Source organism: Streptococcus sp. V869, from assembly GCF_054353515.1.
The window spans coordinates 1001592-1024560 of sequence record NZ_JBTHHW010000001.1 but is presented as its reverse complement, the minus strand read 5'-3'; the positions used below and the strand labels follow the sequence as shown (position 1 = coordinate 1024560).

Here is a 22969-nt window from a genome sequence, read left to right as displayed (position 1 = left end):
GAATGGATACACAAAAGATTGAGACAGCTGTAAAAATGATTATCGAAGCGGTCGGCGAAGATGTCAACCGCGAAGGCTTACAGGAAACTCCTGCTCGGGTAGCTCGCATGTATCAAGAGATTTTTTCAGGACTTGGTCAAACTGCAGAGGAACACTTGTCAAAATCTTTTGAGATTATTGATGATAATATGGTAGTGGAAAAGGATATCTTTTTCCATACCATGTGTGAACATCACTTTTTGCCATTTTATGGAAAAGCTCATATCGCCTATATCCCGGATGGTCGTGTAGCAGGTTTATCTAAGCTGGCACGTACAGTTGAAGTTTATGCAAAAAAGCCACAGATTCAAGAACGCTTGAATATCGAAGTAGCTGACGCCTTGATGGACTATCTTGGTGCCAAAGGTGCTTTCGTTGTGATTGAAGCAGAGCATATGTGTATGAGTATGCGAGGTGTTCGAAAACCAGGGACTACTACCTTAACCACTGTAGCTCGTGGAGTGTTTGAAACAGATAAGGATCTTCGAGACCAAGCGTATCGCCTCATGGGGCTATGAAAATCGCTTCAAACGAATTTTTCTAGAAAGGAATAGTTATGGATCAATTGCACATTAAGGATCTGGAAGTTTTCGCCTTTCATGGACTCTTCCCTAGTGAGAAGGAATTAGGGCAAAAGTTTGTCATTTCAGCTAGCTTATCCTATGATATGACAAAGGCTGCGATGGAGTTAGACTTGGAGTCTTCTATCCATTATGGGGAACTTTGTCAGCAATGGACGACTTGGTTCCAGGAAACCACTGAAGATCTGATTGAAACAGTAGCCTACAAACTAGTAGAGCGCACTTTTGAGACCTACCCTATCGTTCAAGAAATTGAGCTAGAACTTAAAAAACCATGGGCACCTGTCCATTTACCACTAGATACCTGTTCAGTAACCATCCATCGTCGTAAACAACGAGCTTTTATCGCTCTAGGAAGTAATATGGGTGATAAGACAGCTAATCTTGAGCAAGCGATTGATAAAATGCGAGCTCATGGCATCCATATTCTCAAGGAGTCTAGCGTAATTACGACTGAACCTTGGGGCGGGGTAGATCAAGCTAGCTTTGCCAATCAAGTCATTGAAGTGGAAACCTGGTTGCCAGCTCCAATCTTGTTAGAAACCTTGTTGGCGATTGAGTCAGAAATGGGACGAGTTAGAGAGGTACATTGGGGACCACGCTTGATTGACTTGGATTTGCTATTTGTAGAGGATCAAGTGATCTATACTGACGCCCTAATCTTGCCACATCCCTATATTCCCGAGCGTCTCTTTGTCCTAGAATCCCTTCAAGAAATAGCTCCGTATTTTATTCATCCAGTGCTAGGACAACCGATTCGTCACTTGTATCGTCAATTGGAGAAAGAAAATGCCTAAGTTTTCCGAAACTTATAGTAAATGGAGAAGTCTAGGTGAGGGAGCGCTAGCTATTATCCTTGGTCTTCTCCTGATTTGTTTTGGGCAGCTGGTACCGAGGTTGGGTTACCAGCTATTGATGGGTTACTTTTTCTTGTCAGCAGTTTGGCAACTATTGACGCGATGGTTTCAGGAAAAGTCCCGTAGAGAAAATATTTTTATAACATTAGCCAAGCTCTCTGTTGCTGTCATCCTATTTGATTCTGTCATTCTGCAGGGAATAGCCCTCTATTTCTTAGTCATTGCTATTGGAAGTTATCAATTGTGTACTGGTCTGATTAGCCTGATTACCTGGTTGATTTATCGGAAGAATCATATTCGTCCAAGGGTCAATTACTTATTCGATGCTTTGTGGATGATGGGATTTGGTCTCTACAGTGTCTCCCCTTTCCATGATGCGACAAATTTTGAGTTACTCTTACTTGGTTTTTACTTGATCATGTTGGGAGCGAGCAGTGTCAGGGATGGTTTCTTTTTTGAAAAAGTGAGAAGCAATCCCAAGCTGAAGCGCAGAATGAGAATGACACTGCCTATATTTGTGACAGCTTTGATTCCCATTAACACCTTACGAAAGTGGAATGAAACCTTAGCGACCCATCAAACGGAAGAAAGTCAAGTACATTCAGAGAGAAAAAATGAAAAATCAGTTGATCTAGAAATTTTTATCCATGCTTCAGAATCGTCTTTCTTCTTGGCAATGGGACATGTAGATATTTGCTACCAAGGTCAGGTTATTTCTTATGGTTCCTATGACCCTCACTCAGAGCGCTTGTTTGGGACGATTGGCGACGGTGTTTTTTTTAAGGCTAATCGAGAAAAATATATTGAACTCTGTAAGAGAGAAAGTCAGAAAACGCTATTTGCTTATGGCTTGAGCTTGTCTGAACAACAGAAAAAGGCAATCGAAGAGCGATTGAAAGAAATAGAGAATCTTTTAATCCCTTGGGAACCAAGTTCGCAGTTGATGAAAAGAAGAGAAGGGGAAATCAAACATACTTACTCTTATCAATTGAAACATGAAGCAGATGCCAGTCTCTATAAGTTTAAATCGTCTAAATACAAAACCTATTTTGTCCTTAGTACCAACTGTGTTCTGTTAGCAGATTCTATCGTTGGAGAGGCTGGGACAGATATCCTGAGCCCGCAAGGGTTTATCGTTCCTGGAACCTATCAGGATTATCTGGATTTAGAATTTAAAAAACCAGGTGGTATCGTGGTTAGTCGATCTGTTTATTAATAAAAATAAAACTCTAGTCAGGAGACTAGAGTTTTTAAAATAGGTCATTTTCTTCAGGGAGGAGAATGGTTTCCTTTCCATCTATATCCATTACAAGTACTTTGGGTGGATACAAAGGATCAAAACGATGATTGAAATCAAAGTCAATTGTTGTAGGCAGGTGTTGGCTAGAAAAACGGAAGGTGATAGAGCCTTCGTTATTTAATAGTCGAAATTCCAATTCATCTTCTAATTCAAAAACATGCTTTAAAAAATGATCGATAATATACCAGATCGAGTCGATAACATCATCTGGGAGATTAGTTACTACACCAAAACTGGCACAACGTCGATGCGAATCCGTGAAAGCCATCGATGCCTCCTACTTCATTTTTTAATAATCATACTGCAAACACCTCTAAAAATCAAGAAAAGTAAACTAATTTCAGAAAATATGATTTTTGGTACATTTTTTTCAAAGAAAGTTTATATATCTCTTGAAAATGCTTACAATAAATGGTAAACTAGAGGTAGTGTAAACATGAAAACAAAATTTTCAACATTAGAAAGGAAACGGTATGAACACAGATGATACAGTAACAATTTATGACGTTGCCCGAGAAGCAGGAGTTTCAATGGCAACTGTCAGTCGTGTAGTTAATGGCAACAAAAATGTCAAAGAGAACACTCGTAAGAAAGTTCTAGAGGTTATTGATCGCCTTGACTATCGTCCCAATGCAGTTGCTCGTGGTTTGGCAAGCAAACGTACAACAACCGTTGGTGTTGTCATTCCAGATATCACAAACACTTATTTTGCGGCTCTCGCAAAAGGGATTGATGACATTGCAGAGATGTACAAGTACAACATCGTTCTCGCTAATAGCGATGAAGATGATGAAAAAGAAGTAGCCGTAGTAAACACACTTTTTTCAAAACAAGTTGATGGTGTTATCTTTATGGGCTACCATTTGACAGAGAAGATTCGTTCAGAGTTTTCACGCTCACGTACTCCTGTCGTTCTTGCGGGAACAGTGGATGTTGAACACCAACTTCCAAGTGTTAACATTGACTATAAGAATGCTACTGCAGATGCTGTTCGTCATTTGTTGAAACGTAATAAAAAGATTGCTTTTGTGAGCGGTCCCTTGGTAGATGATATCAATGGTAAAGTTCGCTTGGTTGGATACAAGGAAGCTTTGAAAGAAGCTGGAGTCAACTATAGCGAAGGTCTTGTATTTGAATCAAAATATCGCTATGACGATGGTTATGCCTTGGCTGAGCGCTTAGTTTCTTCTAAAGCAACAGCAGCTATTGTGACTGGTGATGAATTGGCGGCAGGTCTCTTGAACGGTTTGGCTGACCATGGAGTTTCAGTACCAGAAGACTTTGAAATCATTACGAGTGATGATTCTCAAATCGCTCGCTTTACTCGACCAAACCTGACCACTATCGCACAACCCTTGTATGACCTTGGTGCGATTAGTATGCGTATGTTGACGAAGATTATGCATAAAGAAGAGTTGGAGGAACGTGAAGTCATTCTACCTCATGGTTTGACAGAGCGTAAATCAACACGTAAAGACTAAAAACAAATCCCAAGAAATCACTGATTTCATGGGATTTTTCTTATCCTTCCATATATGCTCGGAGTTCATCGCCCTTTAGTCCTGCATTAATTGCAATAAGGAGTTTAAGACGTGCTTTTTGAGCATTTAATTCTTTTACAAAATAAACACCATCTTTTTGAAGGCAAATACCCCCGCCTTCATAGGCATAAACAGGTTCTGCAATCCCATTGAAACAACGAGAAACAAGTGCAATAGGAAGACCAGTTTGGCAGAGAGATTTTAGTTTTTGGGCAGTTTCTTTAGGAACATTCCCAGCTCCAAAAGCCTGGATAATCAGTCCATCTAGCTGATCGACAGGAAGTAGATCGAGAAGCTCCTCAGTCATACCTGCATAAACAGGTACGATAGGAACCAATCCCTGAATGTGATCAAGGTCAAAACGAACACGAGGTTCTGCAGTCTTGAAGTAAAGAATTTCATGCTTCATAATGAGTCCAAGTGGACCGTGAGTCGGTGTTTGAAAGGTACTAACATTTGTAGTATGCGTTTTAGTGACGTACTTCGCAGCGTGAATTTCATCATTCATAACGACTAGAACACCCTTATCTGCAGCCTTGTCATCACTAGCCACACGTAAGGCGCTAAGATAATTATAGACGCCATCACTTCCTAATTCATTGGAAGATCTCATAGCCCCTGTCAAAACGATAGGTATATGAGGGATCTCCATGGTGTCTAGAAAATAGGCTGTCTCTTCTAGAGTATCTGTCCCATGTGTGATGACAATCCCATCGTATGCAGCTGCCTCTTGTTTTATCTTTTTGTAAAGAGCTAACATATGCTTGGGTTTGATATGTGGACTTGGTAGATTGAAAAAATCCAATGAATGGACTTCAACGCCTTCGAGTGGATTAGAGATATGATTCATAGGGTTGTCAGCACTAGTTCTTACAGCTCCAGCTTCATCTGCCTGCATGGAAATAGTACCACCAGTATGTAAAACAAGGATTTTCTTAGTCATGATTCACTCACTTTTTCTGAAATGTGGTATAATCATTGTATCATAAAAGAAAGGAATGAGATAGGATGGAAGTCAAAGCAGTTTTTTTTGATATCGATGGAACGCTTGTAAATGACCGTAAGAGTGTTTTGAAGTCCACTAAAGAAGCTATCAAGATTGTGAAAGAGCAAGGAGTGCTTGTTGGAGTAGCAACAGGGCGAGGACCTTTTTTTGTTAAGGATTTGATGGACGACTTAAACCTGGATTTTGCAGTGACCTACAATGGCCAATATATCTTTAACAAAGACCGTGTTCTTTTTGCTAGCCCTATTGATAAGAGAAGTCTCAGACAAATCATCTCTTATGCTAAGGAAAATCGAAAAGAGATTGCCATGGGAACGAGACAAGATGTTGTCGGTTCTCGAATAATGTCCTTTGGTCTCAGTCCTCTTTCGCAGCTAGTTAGTCGTTTTGTACCAAAATTCTTGACTCGTACTGTTAGTCATTCCTTTAATCGTATGATCAGCAAGGCCCTTCCACAGAAGGAAGAGGATTTGCTAGCCCTGATCAACCAACCGGTCTACCAGGTGCTCATGTTGATGACTCCTGAGGAGACAGATCATGCTGCGGAACAATTAAACCATCTCAAGTTTACCAGAAGTAATCCTTTTGCGGCGGATATTATCAATCAAGGAAATTCCAAGTTGGAAGGAATTCGCCGTGTCGGAAAAGAGTATGGCTTTGATCTCAATCAAGTCATGGCTTTTGGTGACTCAGATAATGACTTAGAAATGTTGGCGGGCGTTGGGATGTCTGTTGCCATGGGAAATGGTAGTAGCAGTGTGAAAGAAGTTGCCAAGCATATCACTGCCAGCAACCAAAATGATGGGATTCACAAGGCTTTAGAATATTTTGGAGTCTTGGCTTCTGAAAAAGTCTTTGTCAGTCGCGACTATCATTTCAATAAAGTCAAAACCTTCCATCACATGATGGATGATCGAACTCAAGAAGAACCTATAGCTTGGGATTTAGAAGGGGCGACACACCGTGCTGGCTTTAAGATTGAAGAGTTAGTTGAATTTGTCCGCGCTGCAAGCAATTCTGAAGAGGAATTCCAACAAGCCGTACAAGATTTACATCAAGCACTCGATAAAGCAGCCGAAAAAGTAAGCAAGTCAACACCAGCTGAGAAAAGCCTCGTTGGTCAAGTAGATGCTTTGATTGATACGCTCTACTTTACTTATGGCAGTTTTGTTTTAATGGGGGTAGACCCAGAGAGAATCTTTGAGATTGTCCATCAAGCGAATATGGGTAAAATCTTCCCAGATGGTAAAGCTCATTTTGATCCAGTAACCCACAAAATCTTGAAACCAGATAACTGGAAAGAAAAATATGCTCCAGAACCTGCGATCAAAAAGGAGATAGAGCGCCAAATTAAGGCTTATGAACGCCATAAGGAAAGAGAAAATAGAATGAGTTAGAAGCTTCAAGATGAAAAATTAAAATACCTATTGGATTTATTCAATAGGTATTTTTGTTCATATTAGATTTTGCAGCTAGTTTACACGACTTTTTTCTTTAGATGTTACATCTTTTACAGCTTCGACACCTTCACTTGCTTTTTCTTTAGCAGTTGATACACCATTACTGAAACCAGATTTAACTTTTCCAAATTGTTCGGATGCAAATTCACCTGTTGACTCTGCTACGTCAGTTACTCTATCTTGAAGACTCACTGAATCTGCTTCAAATTGTTCTTTTGTTTTGATATCAACAACGTTCACATTTACTTCAACAACTTCAAGATTTGTCATTTGTGAAACCTCAGAAGTGACAACTTTTTTAATTTTGTTGTATAGTTCAGGAACGTTAATTTTGTATTCTACAACAACATTCAAATCGACAGCAACTTGTGTCTTACCAACTTCAACATTAACTCCGCGAGTAACATTATCTGTGTTAATAATTTTTTCAGTTAAATTAGAGAAAAATCCTCCATCAACGTCCAAAAGACCAGGTACTTTTTCTAGTGCTAGACCAATAATTTTTTGGATAACCTTATTTTCATAAGTAAGGCTTCCTTTTACTTCATGAGTAGTAGCAGTAGATTCATTTTTTTCTGTAGAAACGTTTTTTTCCAAGTTTGACATATGCGACTCCTTATTATTTATTTATATAGTTTTTTTGGATATATAATCCAATTACAATTCCTAAAGCTCCGAAAATCAAAACAAATAGTGTTTTGAAGAAACCAAAGGAAATAATTAAACAAGCTAGAATAATACCTATTAAGCCTGATAAAATTGGATACTGATACTTTTTAAGTAATTCCATCTTTTCACTTCCTTAATCTACACGACTTGTAGTTTTCTTGTGTTGAGTTGGAGGTTGATAGTTTTTAACCAAAACTTCAAGTTTTACCTCACGTTCAAGACCAAAAAACTGCCTTAATCCTTGAGTTATTTCATTTTGAATTGACTGGCACTTAGTAGAGATGTTGTCTGAAGTAATTATTCTACCTTCCACGTAAACAAAACATTTATTTCTTCTGATATTTACACGGATAGTTGGATTTTTAATCAACTCATATTCATCAACAACACATCTAACGAACCCTTCAATAGCTGAATTTTTTAGTTTAAGCTTATCATCTTTAGTACCTAATTGAATATCCAGATATTGCTTAGGATAAAATAGTATAACTAGGATTGATGATAAAACTAATACTGATAGGATTAATGTCCCCCCAAAAATGTATTTTGAAATGAATGCAGCAAAACTCCATTCTCTCCAACTAAACAATTGAATGCCTAAGTCACTTGCTTGTTGGTAATCAATCAAGATGGGGAGGAAGACTGTCAAGATAAGAATACAGAAAATAAGTAAAAGTATTTTCTTTGTTTTTGACATATACAATCCTTTCGAATTAAGCTCATAGATTATTGTAATAGTTTAGGCAGGTGTACAACAATCTATCATCTTCAAGATAGAAGAATACGGAATTAGTGACTTTGAAAAGTGCTACTATGATAGATGAGGTTAGCTAATTTAGTTAACGAAGGGCTCATCTCCCCGAGGGATTGTTAATAGAGAACTAGGAAAATGGAGTAAGTAGTTTCAAAACAAAATGTATGATACCCTTAGACGTAAAAATGCCAAGTTGTCTATAACAAGTGGCAAAAAAATGGGTCTCCTTTTCTAAACTGCGAATACATTCTCAGTTGTTTTTAGTATAGCATTTTTTGAAAGCGCTGTCAATTTTGAACATTCTCTCCTTTACTTTACAGATTAGTTTAGGATTTTTTGACGAATATAGTCCTCGCTGTATAAAAGGCTATCACTAATAAAAAGCGAGGCCGGGATTTTCCCGACCTCTTTTGTTCTCATTATAAAGTTTTATCCTTGTCTCGAACAACGAGAAGGTCAACACTTGTATGGCGTAGGATATATTCTGATGAAGATCCGACAAGCAAACGTTCGAAGGCGTTAAGCCCAGTTGCTCCAACCAAAATCAAATCAACATGTTCTTGTTCAGGGATTGTTTTGGCTAAAAGAGTTTTAGGATTTCCCATTTCGATGACAACTTTTATGTCTGTAAGACCAGCGTCTCTAGCACGCTTTTCATATTCTGCCATCAAGTCTTGGGCTTCCACTTGTAACTCTTCATAAACTTCAGCATCAAATGTTGAAATGCTTTGAAGAGCACGAGTGTCAATGACATGGGCAATGGTTAATTTAGCTTGGTTACGCACAGCTGACTGAACTCCCTTAACAAAAGCCAAATCAGCTTCTTTAGAGCCGTCGACTGCTACCATGATGTTTTCGTAACGTTGTGTCATAGCAAAAACCTCCTCATTTCTTATCACCCTCATTGTAATCCTTTTCACTAAAAAAGTAAAGTAAAAAATGATAGGAAGGAAAACGCTTTTGACTTTGCTTTTAAGAGTGCTATAATTAAATGTGAGAAAACAAGAGGGATTGATATGACAAAAATTGCGGTACTTTCAGATATTCATGGCAACACAGGAGCATTGGAAGCAGTTCTCACAGATGCGGAAAAGGCAGGAGTTGAGGAATATTGGCTTTTGGGAGATATTCTCATGCCAGGAACGGGACGAAAAAGTATCCTCAGACGATTGGAGGAATTGCCGATTACGGTTCGGGTTCTGGGGAATTGGGAAGAAAGTTTATGGCGGGCTGCTCACCGAAAATTGGATACAAGTAGGCCCAGTCATCGCTACCTCTTACGGCAATGTCAGTATATCATGGAAGAAATTAGTCTAGATGAGATTGAAGAACTTCAGGATTTTCCTATGCACACCCATCGCCAGTTTGGAAATCTAAAGGTGGGGATTAGTCATCATTTACCGGATAAAAATTGGGGAAGAGAACTGATTCATCTTGGAAAGCAGGAAGATTTTGATCGTTTGGTGACTAATCCTGACTCCGATATTGCCATCTATGGGCATATCCACCAGCAATTTCTACGTTATGGAAGTGGTGGGCAACTTATTTTGAATCCAGGTTCGATTGGACAACCATTCTTTTTATCAGCAAATCTACGTAAGGACTTGCGTGCTCAGTATATGATTTTAGAATTTGATGACAAAGGATTGAAGGATGTAGATTTTCGTCGCGTTGATTATGATGTTGAAGCAGAGTTGCAGTTGGCTCGAGAGTTGCAATTGCCCTACTATCAGGTCTATTACGAAAGTTTAGTCAATGGGATTCACCATACCCATAATCAGGACTTACTGCATGAAATTGCTCAAAGTCAGGGACACGACGCCGAATTGGATGACTGGCTCAGTCGTAACTCTTGACATTACAACTAGAGGAGCTATAATAATATAAGAGAAGAATGAGCTTAGTTAACGAGAAAGGAGAACTGTATGCAAATTTCAAGTCGATTTACCATTGCGACCCATATGCTAGTTATCATTGCCCTTGAAGGCAAGGAAAATAAAGTTACTAGTGATTTTCTAGCTAGCAGTGTGGGGGTTAATCCTGTTATTATTCGTAAAACCTTGTCTCAACTGAAAAAAGCAGAATTGATTTCTGTTGCGCGTGGAACTGGAGGGGCAGAAATTATCAAAAATCTTGAAGATATTAGTCTCTTGGATATCTATCAAGCAGTTGAATGTCTCGGGAAGACGGGTCAACTCTTTAGCTTTCATGATAATCCGAATCCAAATTGTCCAGTTGGAGCCAATATTCATGTGGTTTTAGATGAGAAATTGCTAAAAATCCAGCAAGCTATGGAAAAAGAATTGAGCTTAACGAGTCTCGCTCAACTAGTGGCTGATACAGAAGCGAGAATTAAAGAATAAATTTTAAAATAAGAAACATCTGAATTGCTGTACTGAAAAGCCTAGTTGTTTAGGTGTTTTTTCGTTGTTAAATAGGCGAGGTGTTAGCTGAAGTGGCTTAAAAATTTAGCAAAGAATATGGTCTGAATATCAGGAGAAAAACCAAAAATCGTGTTATAATAAATGAATAGAATCGTAAGAAAGAGTGGATATTTATTTGATAATTCCTACTTATAATTGGCAATTTTCTCCGCAAGTTGAGGATGCGGATTTTACAAAGATTGCCAAGAGTGTGGGCTTGAGTTCTGAAGTCGCTTGTTTGTTGTTTCAACGTGGAATCAAGGACGAAAGCAGCCTGAAGAAATTTTTAGAACCTTCTTTGGAAGATTTACATGATCCCTATCTATTACATGATATGGATAAGGCAGTTGAGCGGATTCGCCAGGCTATCGAGCAAGGAGAATTGATTCTCGTCTATGGTGACTACGATGCAGATGGGATGACTTCGGCATCGATTGTCAAGGAGAGTTTGGAACAATTAGGTGCAGAGTGTCTGGTCTATCTCCCTAATCGCTTTACAGATGGTTACGGACCAAATGCTAGTGTCTACAAATATTTTATCGAGCAGCAGGGAGTGTCTCTGATTGTGACGGTGGATAATGGAGTTGCCGGGCATGAGGCTATTGACCTGGCTCAGTCTATGGGTGTGGATGTCATAGTGACCGACCACCACTCCATGCCAGAGGTTTTACCAGATGCTTATGCAATCGTCCATCCTGAACACCCAAAAGCAGATTATCCATTTAAACATTTAGCAGGTTGTGGAGTTGCTTTTAAACTAGCTTGTGCCCTCTTGGAGGAGGTTCAGGTTGAGTTGCTTGACTTGATTGCCATTGGAACCATTGCGGATATGGTCAGCCTGACGGATGAAAATCGTATCATGGTTCAATATGGTCTAGAAGTTTTGCGAAATACCCAAAGGCTGGGCCTCCAAGAACTCTTTGACGTTGCTGGAATTTCTAGCAGTGATCTTACAGAAGAGACGGTTGGTTTCCAATTAGCTCCTCGCTTGAATGCCCTAGGGCGCTTGGACGATCCCAATCCAGCGATTGATTTACTGACTGGCTTTGATGATGAAGAGGTGCATGAAATTGCCCTCATGATTCAAGAAAAAAATGAAGAACGCAAGGAAATCGTTCAAGCCATCTATGATGAAGCTAAAAACATGGTAGATCCTAGTAAAAGTGTTCAGGTTTTGTCAAAGGAAGGCTGGAACCCAGGGGTTCTTGGAATTGTAGCTGGACGCTTACTGGAAGAACTAGGTCAAACAGTTATTGTTCTGAATATTGAAGATGGTCGTGCCAAGGGAAGCGCACGGAGTATTGAAGCAGTCGATATCTTTGAAGCTTTGGATCCGCATCGCGCTCTCTTTATCGCCTTTGGTGGCCATGCAGGTGCCGCAGGTATGACGCTCGAGGCTGAACAGTTAGATGCCTTGTCAGAAATTTTAGAAACCTATGTAAAAGACAAAGGGATAGATGCTAAGGAAAAGAGTAAATTATATCTAGATGAAGAACTAGATTTGGAAAGCCTGAGTTTAGATACGGTTAAAAGCTTTGAGAAGTTAGCTCCTTTTGGAATGGACAATCAAAAACCTGTCTTCTACATTCGAGATTTTCAAGTTGAAAATGCTCGTTCTATGGGAGCAGGAGATAGTCACCTGAAGTTAAAAATTTCAAAAGGAACTGCGAACTTTGAAGTAGTAGCTTTTGGCCAAGGGGCAAAGGCAACAGAATTTGCGCAGACAAAACAACTGGAGTTAGCAGTCACTCTTTCCGTTAACCAATGGAATGGGCAAACAACTCTACAGTTGATGATGGTAGATGCTCGTGTGGACGGTGTTCAGCTCTTTAATATTCGTGGGAAGAATGCTGTTCTACCAGACGGAGTGCCAGTGCTTGATTTTACTGGAGAATTGCCAGATATTTCATCGAGTCCAGCAGTCGTTGTCAAGAATATCCCAGAAGACATCAGGATTCTCAAGGACATTTTCCAGCAACATGATTTCTCAGCTGTTTACTTTAAAAATGATATCGAGAAGCCCTACTATTTGACAGGGTATGGCACAAGAGAGCAATTTGCAAAGCTCTATAAGACGATATACCAGTTTCCAGAATTCGATATCCGTTATAAATTAAAAGACCTATCAGCTTATCTTAAAATTGAACAGATTTTACTCGTCAAGATGATTCAAATTTTTGAAGAGCTTGGTTTTGTCACCATTGAAAATGGTGTGATGAGGGTTAATAAAGATGCAGCTAAACGGGATATTGCTGAAAGTCAGATTTATCAAAATCTCAAGCAAACTGTTAAAGACCAAGAAATGTTGGCACTAGGTACAGTGCAGGAAATCTATGATTTCTTGATGGGAAAATAAAAGGAAAGAGGCTGAGGTAATCTATCTCAGCTTTTTTGTAGTCTCTTATAATTTTAAATGTTGTGTTCTTTAGAACGTCATGTAGTAAAAGTAAACAGATTTGTAACATGACTACAATATAACTCTAAAATGATTGACATGTAAATCAGGTATGATTCTCTTGTCAATAAAAAAATTAAAAATGATCAATAAAATTTTAGGAGAAAATTATTATGAAAAAAACAGTTGCTAAACTGACTCTTGGTTTGACATCTACAGCTATTTTGGCTACAGTTGGTGCTCAAACTGTAAGCGCAGACTCTTATGTTGTTCAAGATGGTGATTCATTTTTTGGTATTGCTGCTACAAGTGGTATGGATCCGTATGTATTAGCGGCTAATAATGGGAAAAGTATTTTTGATACCATCCACCCAGGAGATGTGTTGGAAGTGAGTGGTCCAGTTCAAACTAGCTATTCATACAATGCTCCAGCTTCAGATAATGTTGTCGTAAATACCCCTACAAACTATGGGAACTCTTATCCTGTTGGTCAGTGTACATGGGGTGTGAAAGAAATGGCTCCATGGGCTAGCAACTGGTGGGGAAATGCTAATACTTGGGCAATCTATGCTAGTGCACAAGGTTTTAGGACTGGAACTGTGCCTGTAGTAGGAGCAATTGCTGTTTGGGATGGTGGTGAATACGGACACGTAGCGGTTGTTACAGCTGTTGAATCAACAACGCGTATTCAAGTTTCTGAATGTAACTATGATGGTAGTGGAACTCAACCAATCGGAAATTATCGTGGATGGTTTAACCCGACAGCATCAAAAGGTACTGTAAGATATATTTATCCAAACTAAAAATACTTAAAAAGATTTAGAATTTCTAAATCTTTTTTTATTGTCTGAGAATTACCCTATTGCTATCTTTTGGCTTAGTAGATATTTGCTATACAATATTACAGGTTCTAAGGTGGGCAGAGATTTTGAAAATAAAGAAAGATGCAAAACAATCCGATTATTAGTATGAATGTTCTATATTTGAAATTCTATCTTCATTTTGAAAATTAGTAAAAAAATGATATAATGAGAGGAAAAGATTCGGATAAAAGTAAATTGGACTTTTAGAAAAAAAGAGTTATGTAGACTCTATAAACACGTTATAGTAATACTTCGGAGGGAAAATGACCAATATTAAATTAACTACTTTGGGCGGTGTTCGTGAAAACGGGAAAAACATGTACATCGCAGAAATTAACGACTCAATCTTTGTATTAGACGCAGGTTTAAAATATCCTGAAAATGAGCAGTTGGGTGTCGATGTCGTTATACCAAATATGGAATATCTGTTTGAAAATAGCGATCGTATTGCAGGAGTCTTTTTAACGCACGGACATGCGGATGCAATCGGAGCTCTTCCTTATCTTTTGTCAGAAGTGAAAGTTCCTGTCTTTGGTTCAGAGTTGACTATCGAACTTGCTAAGCTTTTTGTAAAGGGAAATGATAGCGTTAAGAAATTTGATGATTTCCATGTTATTGATGAAAATACAGAAATCGACTTTGGCGGTACGGAGGTTTCCTTCTTCCGCACAACTCACTCTATCCCAGAAAGTTTGGGTGTTGTTTTGAAAACATCTGAAGGCAACATCGTCTATACAGGTGACTTTAAATTTGACCAAACAGCAAGTGAATCATACGCAACCGATTTCGGACGTCTATCTGAAATTGGTCGTGAAGGAGTTTTGGCTCTTCTAAGTGATTCAGCAAATGCTGACAGCAATATCCAAGTAGCCAGCGAAAGTGAAGTTGGAGACGAAATTACACAAACTATTTCCGACTGGGATGGACGTATCATCGTTGCTGCAGTTGCAAGTAACCTTTCTCGTATTCAGCAAGTGTTTGATGCGGCTGCGGATACAGGTCGCCGTGTTGTTTTGACTGGTTTTGACGTTGAAAATATCGTTCGTACAGCTATCCGTTTGAAAAAATTGTCTTTAGCAAATGAGAATCTCTTGATTAAACCAAAAGATATGTCTCGTTTTGAGGACCATGAATTAATCATCCTTGAAACTGGACGTATGGGTGAACCAATTAACGGACTCCGCAAAATGTCCATTGGTCGTCACCGCTATGTTGAAATCAAAGATGGTGACTTGGTCTATATCGTTACGACGCCATCAATTGCTAAGGAAGCTGTGATGGCACGTGTAGAAAACATGGTCTACCAAGCAGGTGGTGTCGTTAAACCGATTACTCAAAGCTTGCGTGTATCAGGACATGGGAATGCGCGTGATCTTCAATTAATGATTAATCTCTTACATCCTCAGTATCTCTTCCCAATCCAGGGAGAATACCGTGAGTTGGATGCTCATGCCAAGGCTGCTATGGCTGTTGGGTTGCTACCAGAACGTATCTTTATTCCTAAAAAAGGAACTACCATGTCTTATGAGCATGGGGACTTTGTTCCATCTGGTGCCGTTGCTGCAGGTGATGTCTTGATTGATGGTAATGCCATTGGGGATGTTGGGAACGTTGTTCTTCGTGACCGCAAGGTCTTGTCAGAAGATGGTATCTTTATCGTAGCTATCACTGTTAACCGTCGTGAGAAGAAAATCATTGCTAAAGCGCGAGTACATACGCGTGGATTCGTCTATCTTAAAAAGAGTCGTGATATCTTACGTGAAAGTACAGAGTTGGTGAACCAAACAGTTGAAGATTACCTCCAAGGTGAGGACTTTGACTGGGCTGATCTTAAAGGGAAGGTCCGTGATAATTTGGCAAAATTCCTTTTTGACCAAACCAAGCGTCGTCCAGCCATCCTACCAGTAGTCATGGAAGCAAAATAAGGATTAAATAACAGTAGAGAAAGTCGAGTTTCGGCTTTTTCTTATCTCAAACGAATAAGGAGCAAGTTATGGCAGTAATGAAGATTGAGTATTACTCAGAAGTTTTAGATATGGAGTGGGGAGTAAATGTTCTCTATCCTGATGCATCTCGGGTGACAGAGCCAAACAGTAAAGATATCCCTGTTCTCTACCTACTTCACGGGATGTCTGGAAACCACAATAGTTGGCTCAAGCGGACCAATGTAGAACGCTTGCTACGAGGGACCAATCTGATTGTTGTCATGCCAAACACAAGTAATGGCTGGTACACAGATACTCAGTATGGCTATAACTACTATACAGCTCTAGCAGAAGAATTGCCTAAGGTGCTCAAACGCTTTTTCCCTAATATGACAAGTAAGCGAGAAAAAACCTTCATTGCTGGTTTATCAATGGGAGGCTACGGTTCCTTCAAATTGGCACTGTCAACTGACCGTTTCTCGCATGCCGCTAGCTTTTCTGGGGCACTTAGTTTCGAGGAGTTTTCTCCTGAGAGTCAAGATTTAGGGACGCGTGCCTACTGGAGAGGTGTTTTTGGTAAAGTTAATGATTGGGTGAATAGCCCTTACTCACTTGAAACACTCGCTAAAAAGTCTGATAAGAAAACCAAGCTTTGGGTATGGTGTGGCGAACAGGATTATCTCTACTCTGCCAATAATCTAGCAGTTAAAAATCTTAAGAAACTTGGTTTCGATGTGACCTATAGCCATAGTGCAGGAACCCATGAGTGGTATTATTGGGAAAAACAATTGGAACGTTTTTTGACCACCTTACCAATCGATTTTGTTTTGGAAGAACGCTTGTCTTGATTTTAGCTTTCTTTTAGTTTGTTTCAGTAAAATAAAGAATCTATCTTTAGAATGGGAATCCATAACTTAAAGATGGGTTCTTATTTTTTTAGAAAGGTGGGAAATCATGAGCTGGATTATTCGTGTTATATATCGATTTTTACTCGGAATTTTGCGTATGTTTTGGCGCCTTATATGGACACTTATACTCTTAATTCTCATCACTTTTGGGATTCTCTGGTATGCGACAGGGGATTTATCAGGTGCCTTAAACCAAGTCAGTAAACTTGCTCAAGTCGGTCAAGGAGGTTGGCAACAATTGCAAGAAACTGGTAAATTGCAAGGCTTATCTCAGACAGATCATCACCAAGATTCAGGAGCAAAATGGTCAAAGGCAGAAGCAACGATTTATATCGATCCTCAAATGGATGTTAGCTTCCAAAAAGCTTATGCTGATGCTATTTCCAACTGGAATCAGACCGGCGCTTTTAACTTTGTGCTTGTAACAGAGCCGGATCAAGCCAATATTTTCGCTACCGAAATGAACGATGGTTCGACAGCTGTTGCTGGCGAGGCAGAGAGTCAAACAAATCTCCTAACCAAACAATTCACTTCAGTAACCGTTCGTTTAAATCATTACTATCTATCTAATCCAAATTATGGCTATACCTACGACCGCATCTTGCATACAGCAGAGCATGAGCTAGGGCATGCCATTGGTTTGGAACATACCAATGAAGTTTCGGTCATGCAGCCAGCGGGGTCATACTATGGTATTCAGGCTCAAGATGTTCAAGCAGTTCAGGAACTTTACGGATCTGGAGAATAAGTCTTTTCAAGCTCAAATAGGACTTCTTGATGTCAGCAATGATAAGGGGTTTTTGCTATAATGGAACTATGAATAACTTGATCAAATCAAAACTGGAGCTCTTGCCGACTAGTCCAGGTTGTTACATCCACAAAGACAAGAATGGCACCATCATCTATGTGGGGAAGGCTAAAAATCTGCGTAATCGTGTACGGTCCTATTTCCGTGGAAGTCATGATACCAAGACAGAAGCCTTAGTATCTGAAATTGTAGATTTTGAGTTTATTGTTACGGAGTCCAATATTGAGGCTCTTCTACTTGAAATCAACCTGATTAAGGAAAACAAGCCTAAATACAATATTATGCTCAAGGACGATAAGTCCTATCCTTTCATCAAAATCACAAATGAGCGTTATCCTCGATTGATTATTACCCGTCAGGTCAAGAAAGACGGAGGACTCTATTTTGGTCCCTATCCGGATGTGGGCGCGGCCAATGAAATCAAACGGCTATTGGATCGGATTTTTCCTTTTCGTAAATGTACCAATCCACCATCAAAGGTCTGCTTTTATTACCATATAGGTCAGTGTATGGCACATACTGTCTGCCATAAAGATGAGGCCTATTTCAAAGCTATGGCCCAAGAAGTTTCTGATTTTCTAAAGGGACAGGATGATAAAATCATCGATGACCTCAAGGAAAAGATGAATGCGGCGGCTCAGAGCATGGAATTTGAGCGTGCGGCTGAATACCGTGATTTGATTCAGGCCATTGGAACCCTTCGAACCAAGCAACGTGTTATGGCCAAGGATCTCCAAAACCGGGATGTCTTCGGTTACTATGTGGATAAGGGTTGGATGTGCGTTCAGGTATTCTTTGTCCGCCAAGGTAAGCTCATTGAGCGTGATGTCAACCTTTTTCCATACTACAATGATCCAGATGAAGATTTCTTAACCTATGTTGGGCAGTTTTATCAAGAAAAATCACACTTGGTTCCTAATGAGATTCTGATTCCTCAGGATATTGATGAAGAAGCAGTTAAGGCTTTGGTGGATACCAAAGTTCTTAAACCCCAGCGCGGGGAGAAAAAGCAACTGGTCAATCTCGCCATCAAAAATGCTCGTGTCAGTCTAGAGCAGAAATTTAATCTGTTGGAGAAATCGGTTGAAAAGACCCAAGGGGCTATTGAAAACTTAGGACGATTGCTCAAGATTCCAACCCCAGTCCGTATCGAGTCCTTTGACAATTCCAATATCATGGGGACTAGTCCAGTCTCTGCTATGGTTGTTTTTGTCAATGGAAAACCTAGCAAGAAGGATTATCGTAAGTATAAAATCAAGACTGTGGTCGGACCAGATGACTATGCTAGTATGCGTGAGGTCATCCGCAGACGCTATGGGCGCGTCCAGCGTGATGGTTTGACACCGCCAGATTTGATTGTCATTGATGGTGGTCAAGGTCAGGTTAATATTGCCAAGCAGGTTATTCAAGAAGAGTTAGGGTTAGATATTCCAATCGCAGGTCTGCAAAAGAATGACAAGCACCAAACCCATGAATTGCTCTTTGGCGATCCTCTCCAAGTCATCGAACTCTCACGGACCTCACAGGAATTTTTCCTCCTGCAACGCATTCAGGATGAAGTCCACCGCTTTGCGATTACCTTCCACCGTCAACTACGTTCTAAAAATTCCTTCTCTTCTCAATTAGATGGAATTGAAGGTTTGGGTCCAAAACGCAAGCAGAATTTGATGAAATATTTCAAATCTCTGACAAAAATCAAGGAAGCCAGCGTGAATGAGATTGTCGCCGTTGGTATACCAAGAGCTGTGGCAGAAGCAGTTCATCATCACCTGAATCCAGAAGTAGACTCCGCGTTAACTCAAGTAGCTGAGAAGCCAGTTGAATATAAGGAATAAACTAGCAGAGGAATGTTTTAGCTTTAGTGGATGCAAGCTAGTCGGATTTGTGGTAAAATAGATAAGATATGACAAAAGAATTTCATCATGTAACGGTCATGCTCCATGAGACCATTGATATGCTAGATGTAAAACCTGATGGTATTTACGTTGATGCGACCTTGGGAGGAGCAGGACACAGCGAGTATTTATTAAGTAAGTTAAGTGAGAAGGGGCATTTATATGCCTTTGACCAGGACCAAAACGCTATTGATAATGCACAAAAACGTTTGGCGCCTTACATTGAAAAGGGCATGGTCACCTTCATCAAGGATAATTTCCGTCATTTGAAGGACCGCTTACATGACTTAGGTGTGACTGAAATTGATGGAATTTGTTATGATTTAGGTGTGTCAAGCCCGCAGTTAGATCAGCGTGAACGTGGTTTTTCCTATAAGAAGGATGCACCACTGGATATGCGCATGAATCAGGAAGCTAGTTTGACCGCTTATGAAGTCGTTAATCACTACGACTACCATGATTTGGTAAGAATCTTTTTCAAATATGGAGAGGACAAGTTTTCCAAACAGATTGCTCGAAAAATTGAACAGGTGCGTGAACAGAAACCGATTGAGACCACGACGGAATTGGCAGAGATTATTAAATCTGCCAAACCGGCAAAGGAGCTCAAGAAAAAAGGCCACCCAGCCAAACAAATTTTCCAAGCTATCCGTATAGAGGTCAATGATGAACTGGGTGCTGCAGATGAATCAATCCAGCAGGCTATGGATATGCTGGCTCTAGACGGCAGAATATCAGTGATTACCTTCCATTCGCTGGAGGACCGCTTGACCAAACAGTTATTTAAGGAAGCTTCCACAGTTGAAGTTCCTAAAGGTTTGCCTTTCATCCCAGACGATCTCAAGCCCAAAATGGAATTGGTATCTCGGAAACCGATTTTACCAAGCAAGGAAGAATTGGAAGCCAATAATCGTTCCCACTCAGCCAAGCTTCGAGTGGCAAGAAAAATTCACAAGTAAGAGGAAATAATGGCAGAAAACAGAGGAACAACGAGCCAATTGCTACAAGCTCGTATAAAAAATTTTTCACGTGTTGAAAAGGCCTTTTACCTTTCAATTGCCATCACAGCCCTTGTCTTAGCAATTAGTGTAGTCTATATGCAGACAAAACTTTTTCAGGTCCAGAGTGATTTGACAAGAGTCAATGCACAAATTGAAGAAAAAAAGACAGAGCTAGATGATGCCAAACAAGAAGTTAACGAATTAATCCGATCAGAACGTTTGACCGGAATTGCAAATTCACAAGACTTGCAATTGAATAATGAAAATATTCGATCGGCGGAGTAGTATATGAAATCCTGGAAAGAAAGAATCATACGCTTTGCCATTAAGAATCGTAAATCTCCAATGGAAAACCGCAGATTAGTAGGGAAGAATTTGAGCTTATTGGCTGTCTTTCTATTTGCTGTTTTTTTGGTTAATTTTGCGGTGATTATTGGTACAGGCACAAAATTTGGGGTCAATCTGGTTAAAGAAGCAAATAAAGTTCATCAAACGACTCTGACTGTTCCTGCAAAAAGAGGAACCATTTATGATCGTAATGGAACTCCCATAGCAGAAGATGCGACCTCTTATAATGTTTATGCTGTAATAGATAAAGAATATAAGTCCGCTAATGGTGATGTTCTTTATGTAGAAGAATCTCAGTACAACAAAGTGGCAGAAATTTTTCATAAATACTTAGATATGGAGGAGACTTACGTCAAAGACCAACTCTCTCAACCAAATCTCAAACAGGTTTCTTTTGGTGCTAAAGGGAATGGGATTACCTATGCTAATATGATGTCCATTAAACAGGACTTAGAATCTGCTAAGGTTGAGGGTGTTAATTTTACCACTAGTCCTAATCGAAGTTATCCAAATGGAAAATTTGCTTCATCATTTATTGGTTTAGCCCAGTTACATGAAAATGAAGATGGGACAAAAAGTCTCATTGGAACGTCTGGTCTCGAGAGTTCCTTAAATAGTTTGTTGGCAGGGACAGATGGTATTATTACTTACGAAAAAGACCGTCTAGGCAATATTGTTCCTGGTACAGAACAAGTCACCCAACAGACCGTAAACGGGAAAGACGTCTATACGACCCTATCTAGTCCTTTGCAGTCCTTTATGGAAAGTCAAATGGATGCCTTCCAAGGAAAACTAAAAGGCAAGTATATGAATGCGACCTTGGTTAGTGCCAAGACAGGGGAAATTCTTGCCACAACCCAAAGACCGACATTTGATGCGAATACAAAAGAAGGCTTAACGGATGACTTTGTCTGGCGTGATATCCTCTATCAAAGTAACTATGAGCCAGGTTCGACCATGAAGGTCATGACCCTAGCTGCTGCTATTGACAATAAAACCTTCCCTGGAGGCGAATACTTCAATAGTAGTGAATTAAAGGTAGCAGATGCAACTATCAGGGACTGGGATGTTAATGCTGGTTTATCAGCTGGGAGTATAATGACATACTTGCAAGGTTTTGCTCACTCAAGTAATGTGGGGATGACCTTGCTCCAACAAAAAATGGGGGATACCACTTGGTTGGATTACCTCAGTCGTTTCAAATTTGGTGTTCCTACTCGTTTTGGTATGAGTGATGAGTATGCTGGTCAATTACCTGAAGATAATATTGTTAATATTGCCATGAGTTCTTTTGGTCAAGGGATTTCTGTTACTCATACACAAATGCTTCGTGCTTTCACAGCAATTGCGAATGATGGGGTTATGCTAGAACCGAAGTTTATTAGTGCCCTCTATGATCCAAATGATCAGACTGTTCGTAAATCACAAAGAGAGGTTGTAGGTAATCCTGTATCCAAAGAAGCGGCTAGTCTGACTCGAGAAAATATGATTTTGGTTGGTACAGATCCTGTTTATGGTACAATGTACAATCAACTTACCGGTAAACCAATCGTTACTGTACCTGGTCAGACTGTTTCTGTAAAATCCGGTACGGCTCAAATCGCTGATGAGAAAAATGGAGGATACTTGGTTGGTTCTACCAATTATATTTTCTCAGTTGTGACTATGAATCCTGCTGAAAATCCTGATTTTATTCTTTACGTGACAGTTCAACAACCAGAACACTTTTCTAACCCTTGGTTTGGAGAGTTTGCTAATCCTATTCTTGAACGAGCTTCTGCTATGAAAGAATCTCTTAATCTACAGTCAACAGCTAAAAATCTGGATCAAGTTACAACTACAACTAGTTATGCAATGCCAGCGACCAAAGACTATAGTCCTGGAGACATGGCAGAGGAACTGAGACGCAATCTTGTTCAACCGATTGTTATTGGTTCAGGGACAAAAATCAAAGACAGTTCAGTAGCAGAAGGAACAAATCTAGATGCCAACGAACAAATCTTACTCCTTTCAGATAAGGTAGAAGTGATGCCTGACTTATATGGCTGGTCTAAGAAAAATGTTGAAACCTTTGCCAAATGGTTGAATCTTGAAGTTGAATTTGAAGGTACAGGAGAAATTGTTAAAAAACAAAGTGTTCGTTCTAATACAGCTTTAAAAGATTTACAGAAAATAAAAATAACATTAGGAGATTAG

The 22969-nt window shown here is 39.7% G+C and carries 22 protein-coding genes; 16 read left to right on the top strand and 6 right to left on the bottom strand.

Annotated elements, in window-relative coordinates; genetic code table 11:
- The first annotated feature begins 2 nt into the window (after positions 1-2).
- The 3 genes from folE to ACXYSN_RS05040 are packed head-to-tail and all read left to right on the top strand — an operon-like array spanning position 3 to position 2693.
- Positions 3-557, top strand: a complete 555-nt coding sequence (folE, locus tag ACXYSN_RS05050) for a GTP cyclohydrolase I FolE (RefSeq protein WP_441348573.1) — start codon at positions 3-5, stop codon at positions 555-557.
- A gap of 38 nt (positions 558-595) precedes the next feature.
- The gene (folK, locus tag ACXYSN_RS05045) at positions 596-1417 is read left to right on the top strand and encodes a 2-amino-4-hydroxy-6-hydroxymethyldihydropteridine diphosphokinase (RefSeq protein WP_458636364.1); all 822 of its coding nucleotides are present in this window, start codon (positions 596-598) and stop codon (positions 1415-1417) included.
- Positions 1410-2693: a DUF308 domain-containing protein gene (locus ACXYSN_RS05040; protein WP_458636363.1), complete on the top strand. Its 1284-nt coding sequence runs from the start codon at positions 1410-1412 to the stop codon at positions 2691-2693. The genes folK and ACXYSN_RS05040 overlap by 8 nt, the downstream gene beginning before the upstream one ends.
- 34 nt (positions 2694-2727) lie before the next feature.
- On the opposite strand, the gene ACXYSN_RS05035 is transcribed toward ACXYSN_RS05040, so the two are convergent.
- Entirely contained in the window at positions 2728-3045 is a 318-nt protein-coding gene (locus ACXYSN_RS05035; protein WP_458636362.1) for a DUF960 domain-containing protein, read from the bottom strand.
- A 205-nt stretch (positions 3046-3250) separates the two neighbouring features.
- On the opposite strand from ACXYSN_RS05035, the gene ccpA reads away from it, so the two are divergent.
- Positions 3251-4258 carry a catabolite control protein A gene (gene ccpA / locus ACXYSN_RS05030; RefSeq protein ID WP_006150324.1) on the top strand — a complete coding sequence of 336 codons (1008 nt, stop codon included), beginning with the start codon at positions 3251-3253 and terminating at the stop codon, positions 4256-4258.
- 40 nt (positions 4259-4298) lie between these two features.
- Here the strand turns inward: ccpA and ACXYSN_RS05025 are convergent, their stop codons facing one another.
- The gene (locus ACXYSN_RS05025) at positions 4299-5261 is read right to left on the bottom strand and encodes an asparaginase (protein ID WP_235083749.1); all 963 of its coding nucleotides are present in this window, start codon (positions 5259-5261) and stop codon (positions 4299-4301) included.
- A 65-nt stretch (positions 5262-5326) separates the two neighbouring features.
- Here ACXYSN_RS05025 and ACXYSN_RS05020 point away from each other — a divergent pair, with 65 nt between their 5' ends.
- Complete coding sequence (locus ACXYSN_RS05020) at positions 5327-6721, top strand: Cof-type HAD-IIB family hydrolase (RefSeq protein ID WP_458636361.1); 1395 nt, start codon at positions 5327-5329, stop codon at positions 6719-6721.
- 75 nt (positions 6722-6796) lie between these two features.
- On the opposite strand, the gene ACXYSN_RS05015 is transcribed toward ACXYSN_RS05020, so the two are convergent.
- The 4 genes from ACXYSN_RS05015 to ACXYSN_RS05000 all read right to left on the bottom strand — a co-directional run bounded on the left by ACXYSN_RS05015 (position 6797) and on the right by ACXYSN_RS05000 (position 9079).
- Positions 6797-7390 carry an Asp23/Gls24 family envelope stress response protein gene (locus ACXYSN_RS05015; RefSeq protein ID WP_006150062.1) on the bottom strand — a complete coding sequence of 198 codons (594 nt, stop codon included), beginning with the start codon at positions 7388-7390 and terminating at the stop codon, positions 6797-6799.
- 13 nt (positions 7391-7403) lie between these two features.
- Complete coding sequence (locus tag ACXYSN_RS05010) at positions 7404-7574, bottom strand: DUF2273 domain-containing protein (protein WP_006144923.1); 171 nt, start codon at positions 7572-7574, stop codon at positions 7404-7406.
- A 12-nt stretch (positions 7575-7586) separates the two neighbouring features.
- Entirely contained in the window at positions 7587-8150 is a 564-nt protein-coding gene (gene amaP / locus ACXYSN_RS05005; protein ID WP_458636360.1) for an alkaline shock response membrane anchor protein AmaP, read from the bottom strand.
- 476 nt (positions 8151-8626) lie between these two features.
- The gene (locus ACXYSN_RS05000; RefSeq protein WP_016466819.1) at positions 8627-9079 is read right to left on the bottom strand and encodes a universal stress protein; all 453 of its coding nucleotides are present in this window, start codon (positions 9077-9079) and stop codon (positions 8627-8629) included.
- Positions 9080-9223: 144 nt separating this feature from the next.
- Here ACXYSN_RS05000 and ACXYSN_RS04995 point away from each other — a divergent pair, with 144 nt between their 5' ends.
- The 11 genes from ACXYSN_RS04995 to pbp2x all read left to right on the top strand — a co-directional run bounded on the left by ACXYSN_RS04995 (position 9224) and on the right by pbp2x (position 22969).
- Positions 9224-10063, top strand: coding sequence for a metallophosphoesterase family protein (locus ACXYSN_RS04995; protein WP_458636359.1), 840 nt, complete (start codon positions 9224-9226; stop codon positions 10061-10063).
- Between the two features lie 69 nt (positions 10064-10132).
- Entirely contained in the window at positions 10133-10570 is a 438-nt protein-coding gene (locus tag ACXYSN_RS04990) for an Rrf2 family transcriptional regulator (RefSeq protein WP_458636358.1), read from the top strand.
- 196 nt (positions 10571-10766) lie between these two features.
- On the top strand, positions 10767-12986 hold the full coding sequence (recJ, locus tag ACXYSN_RS04985; protein ID WP_458636357.1) for a single-stranded-DNA-specific exonuclease RecJ: 2220 nt from the start codon (positions 10767-10769) through the stop codon (positions 12984-12986).
- Between the two features lie 212 nt (positions 12987-13198).
- Positions 13199-13828: a COG3942 and LysM peptidoglycan-binding domain-containing protein gene (locus tag ACXYSN_RS04980; RefSeq protein WP_458636356.1), complete on the top strand. Its 630-nt coding sequence runs from the start codon at positions 13199-13201 to the stop codon at positions 13826-13828.
- 323 nt (positions 13829-14151) lie between these two features.
- On the top strand, positions 14152-15813 hold the full coding sequence (locus ACXYSN_RS04975; protein ID WP_458636355.1) for a ribonuclease J: 1662 nt from the start codon (positions 14152-14154) through the stop codon (positions 15811-15813).
- Between the two features lie 68 nt (positions 15814-15881).
- Positions 15882-16661 carry an alpha/beta hydrolase gene (locus ACXYSN_RS04970; RefSeq protein ID WP_458636354.1) on the top strand — a complete coding sequence of 260 codons (780 nt, stop codon included), beginning with the start codon at positions 15882-15884 and terminating at the stop codon, positions 16659-16661.
- 106 nt (positions 16662-16767) lie between these two features.
- Positions 16768-17469: a matrixin family metalloprotease gene (locus tag ACXYSN_RS04965; RefSeq protein ID WP_458636353.1), complete on the top strand. Its 702-nt coding sequence runs from the start codon at positions 16768-16770 to the stop codon at positions 17467-17469.
- A 68-nt stretch (positions 17470-17537) separates the two neighbouring features.
- Complete coding sequence (uvrC, locus tag ACXYSN_RS04960; protein ID WP_458636352.1) at positions 17538-19364, top strand: excinuclease ABC subunit UvrC; 1827 nt, start codon at positions 17538-17540, stop codon at positions 19362-19364.
- A 68-nt stretch (positions 19365-19432) separates the two neighbouring features.
- Positions 19433-20383 carry a 16S rRNA (cytosine(1402)-N(4))-methyltransferase RsmH gene (rsmH, locus tag ACXYSN_RS04955; protein ID WP_458636351.1) on the top strand — a complete coding sequence of 317 codons (951 nt, stop codon included), beginning with the start codon at positions 19433-19435 and terminating at the stop codon, positions 20381-20383.
- Positions 20384-20392: 9 nt separating this feature from the next.
- A complete protein-coding gene (gene ftsL, locus ACXYSN_RS04950) occupies positions 20393-20710 on the top strand; it encodes a cell division protein FtsL (protein WP_458636350.1) in 318 nt (105 codons plus the stop codon).
- 3 nt (positions 20711-20713) lie between these two features.
- A complete protein-coding gene (gene pbp2x, locus ACXYSN_RS04945; RefSeq protein WP_458636349.1) occupies positions 20714-22969 on the top strand; it encodes a penicillin-binding protein PBP2X in 2256 nt (751 codons plus the stop codon).

Bases quoted from the DNA above. Each gene is read 5' to 3' on its own strand.
- ACXYSN_RS05000 (WP_016466819.1), bottom strand. From the start codon at position 9,079: ATGACACAACGTTACGAAAACATCATGGTAGCAGTCGACGGCTCTAAA.
- ACXYSN_RS04980 (WP_458636356.1), top strand. From the start codon at position 13,199: ATGAAAAAAACAGTTGCTAAACTGACTCTTGGTTTGACATCTACAGCT.
- ACXYSN_RS05020 (WP_458636361.1), top strand. From the start codon at position 5,327: ATGGAAGTCAAAGCAGTTTTTTTTGATATCGATGGAACGCTTGTAAAT.
- ACXYSN_RS04965 (WP_458636353.1), top strand. From the start codon at position 16,768: ATGAGCTGGATTATTCGTGTTATATATCGATTTTTACTCGGAATTTTG.
- ACXYSN_RS05040 (WP_458636363.1), top strand. From the start codon at position 1,410: ATGCCTAAGTTTTCCGAAACTTATAGTAAATGGAGAAGTCTAGGTGAG.
- ACXYSN_RS04995 (WP_458636359.1), top strand. From the start codon at position 9,224: ATGACAAAAATTGCGGTACTTTCAGATATTCATGGCAACACAGGAGCA.
- ACXYSN_RS05035 (WP_458636362.1), bottom strand. From the start codon at position 3,045: ATGGCTTTCACGGATTCGCATCGACGTTGTGCCAGTTTTGGTGTAGTA.
- ACXYSN_RS04975 (WP_458636355.1), top strand. From the start codon at position 14,152: ATGACCAATATTAAATTAACTACTTTGGGCGGTGTTCGTGAAAACGGG.
- rsmH (WP_458636351.1), top strand. From the start codon at position 19,433: ATGACAAAAGAATTTCATCATGTAACGGTCATGCTCCATGAGACCATT.
- folK (WP_458636364.1), top strand. From the start codon at position 596: ATGGATCAATTGCACATTAAGGATCTGGAAGTTTTCGCCTTTCATGGA.
- ACXYSN_RS05015 (WP_006150062.1), bottom strand. From the start codon at position 7,390: ATGTCAAACTTGGAAAAAAACGTTTCTACAGAAAAAAATGAATCTACT.
- pbp2x (WP_458636349.1), top strand. From the start codon at position 20,714: ATGAAATCCTGGAAAGAAAGAATCATACGCTTTGCCATTAAGAATCGT.
- ccpA (WP_006150324.1), top strand. From the start codon at position 3,251: ATGAACACAGATGATACAGTAACAATTTATGACGTTGCCCGAGAAGCA.
- ACXYSN_RS04970 (WP_458636354.1), top strand. From the start codon at position 15,882: ATGGCAGTAATGAAGATTGAGTATTACTCAGAAGTTTTAGATATGGAG.
- ACXYSN_RS05010 (WP_006144923.1), bottom strand. From the start codon at position 7,574: ATGGAATTACTTAAAAAGTATCAGTATCCAATTTTATCAGGCTTAATA.
- folE (WP_441348573.1), top strand. From the start codon at position 3: ATGGATACACAAAAGATTGAGACAGCTGTAAAAATGATTATCGAAGCG.
- ftsL (WP_458636350.1), top strand. From the start codon at position 20,393: ATGGCAGAAAACAGAGGAACAACGAGCCAATTGCTACAAGCTCGTATA.
- uvrC (WP_458636352.1), top strand. From the start codon at position 17,538: ATGAATAACTTGATCAAATCAAAACTGGAGCTCTTGCCGACTAGTCCA.
- ACXYSN_RS05025 (WP_235083749.1), bottom strand. From the start codon at position 5,261: ATGACTAAGAAAATCCTTGTTTTACATACTGGTGGTACTATTTCCATG.
- amaP (WP_458636360.1), bottom strand. From the start codon at position 8,150: ATGTCAAAAACAAAGAAAATACTTTTACTTATTTTCTGTATTCTTATC.
- ACXYSN_RS04990 (WP_458636358.1), top strand. From the start codon at position 10,133: ATGCAAATTTCAAGTCGATTTACCATTGCGACCCATATGCTAGTTATC.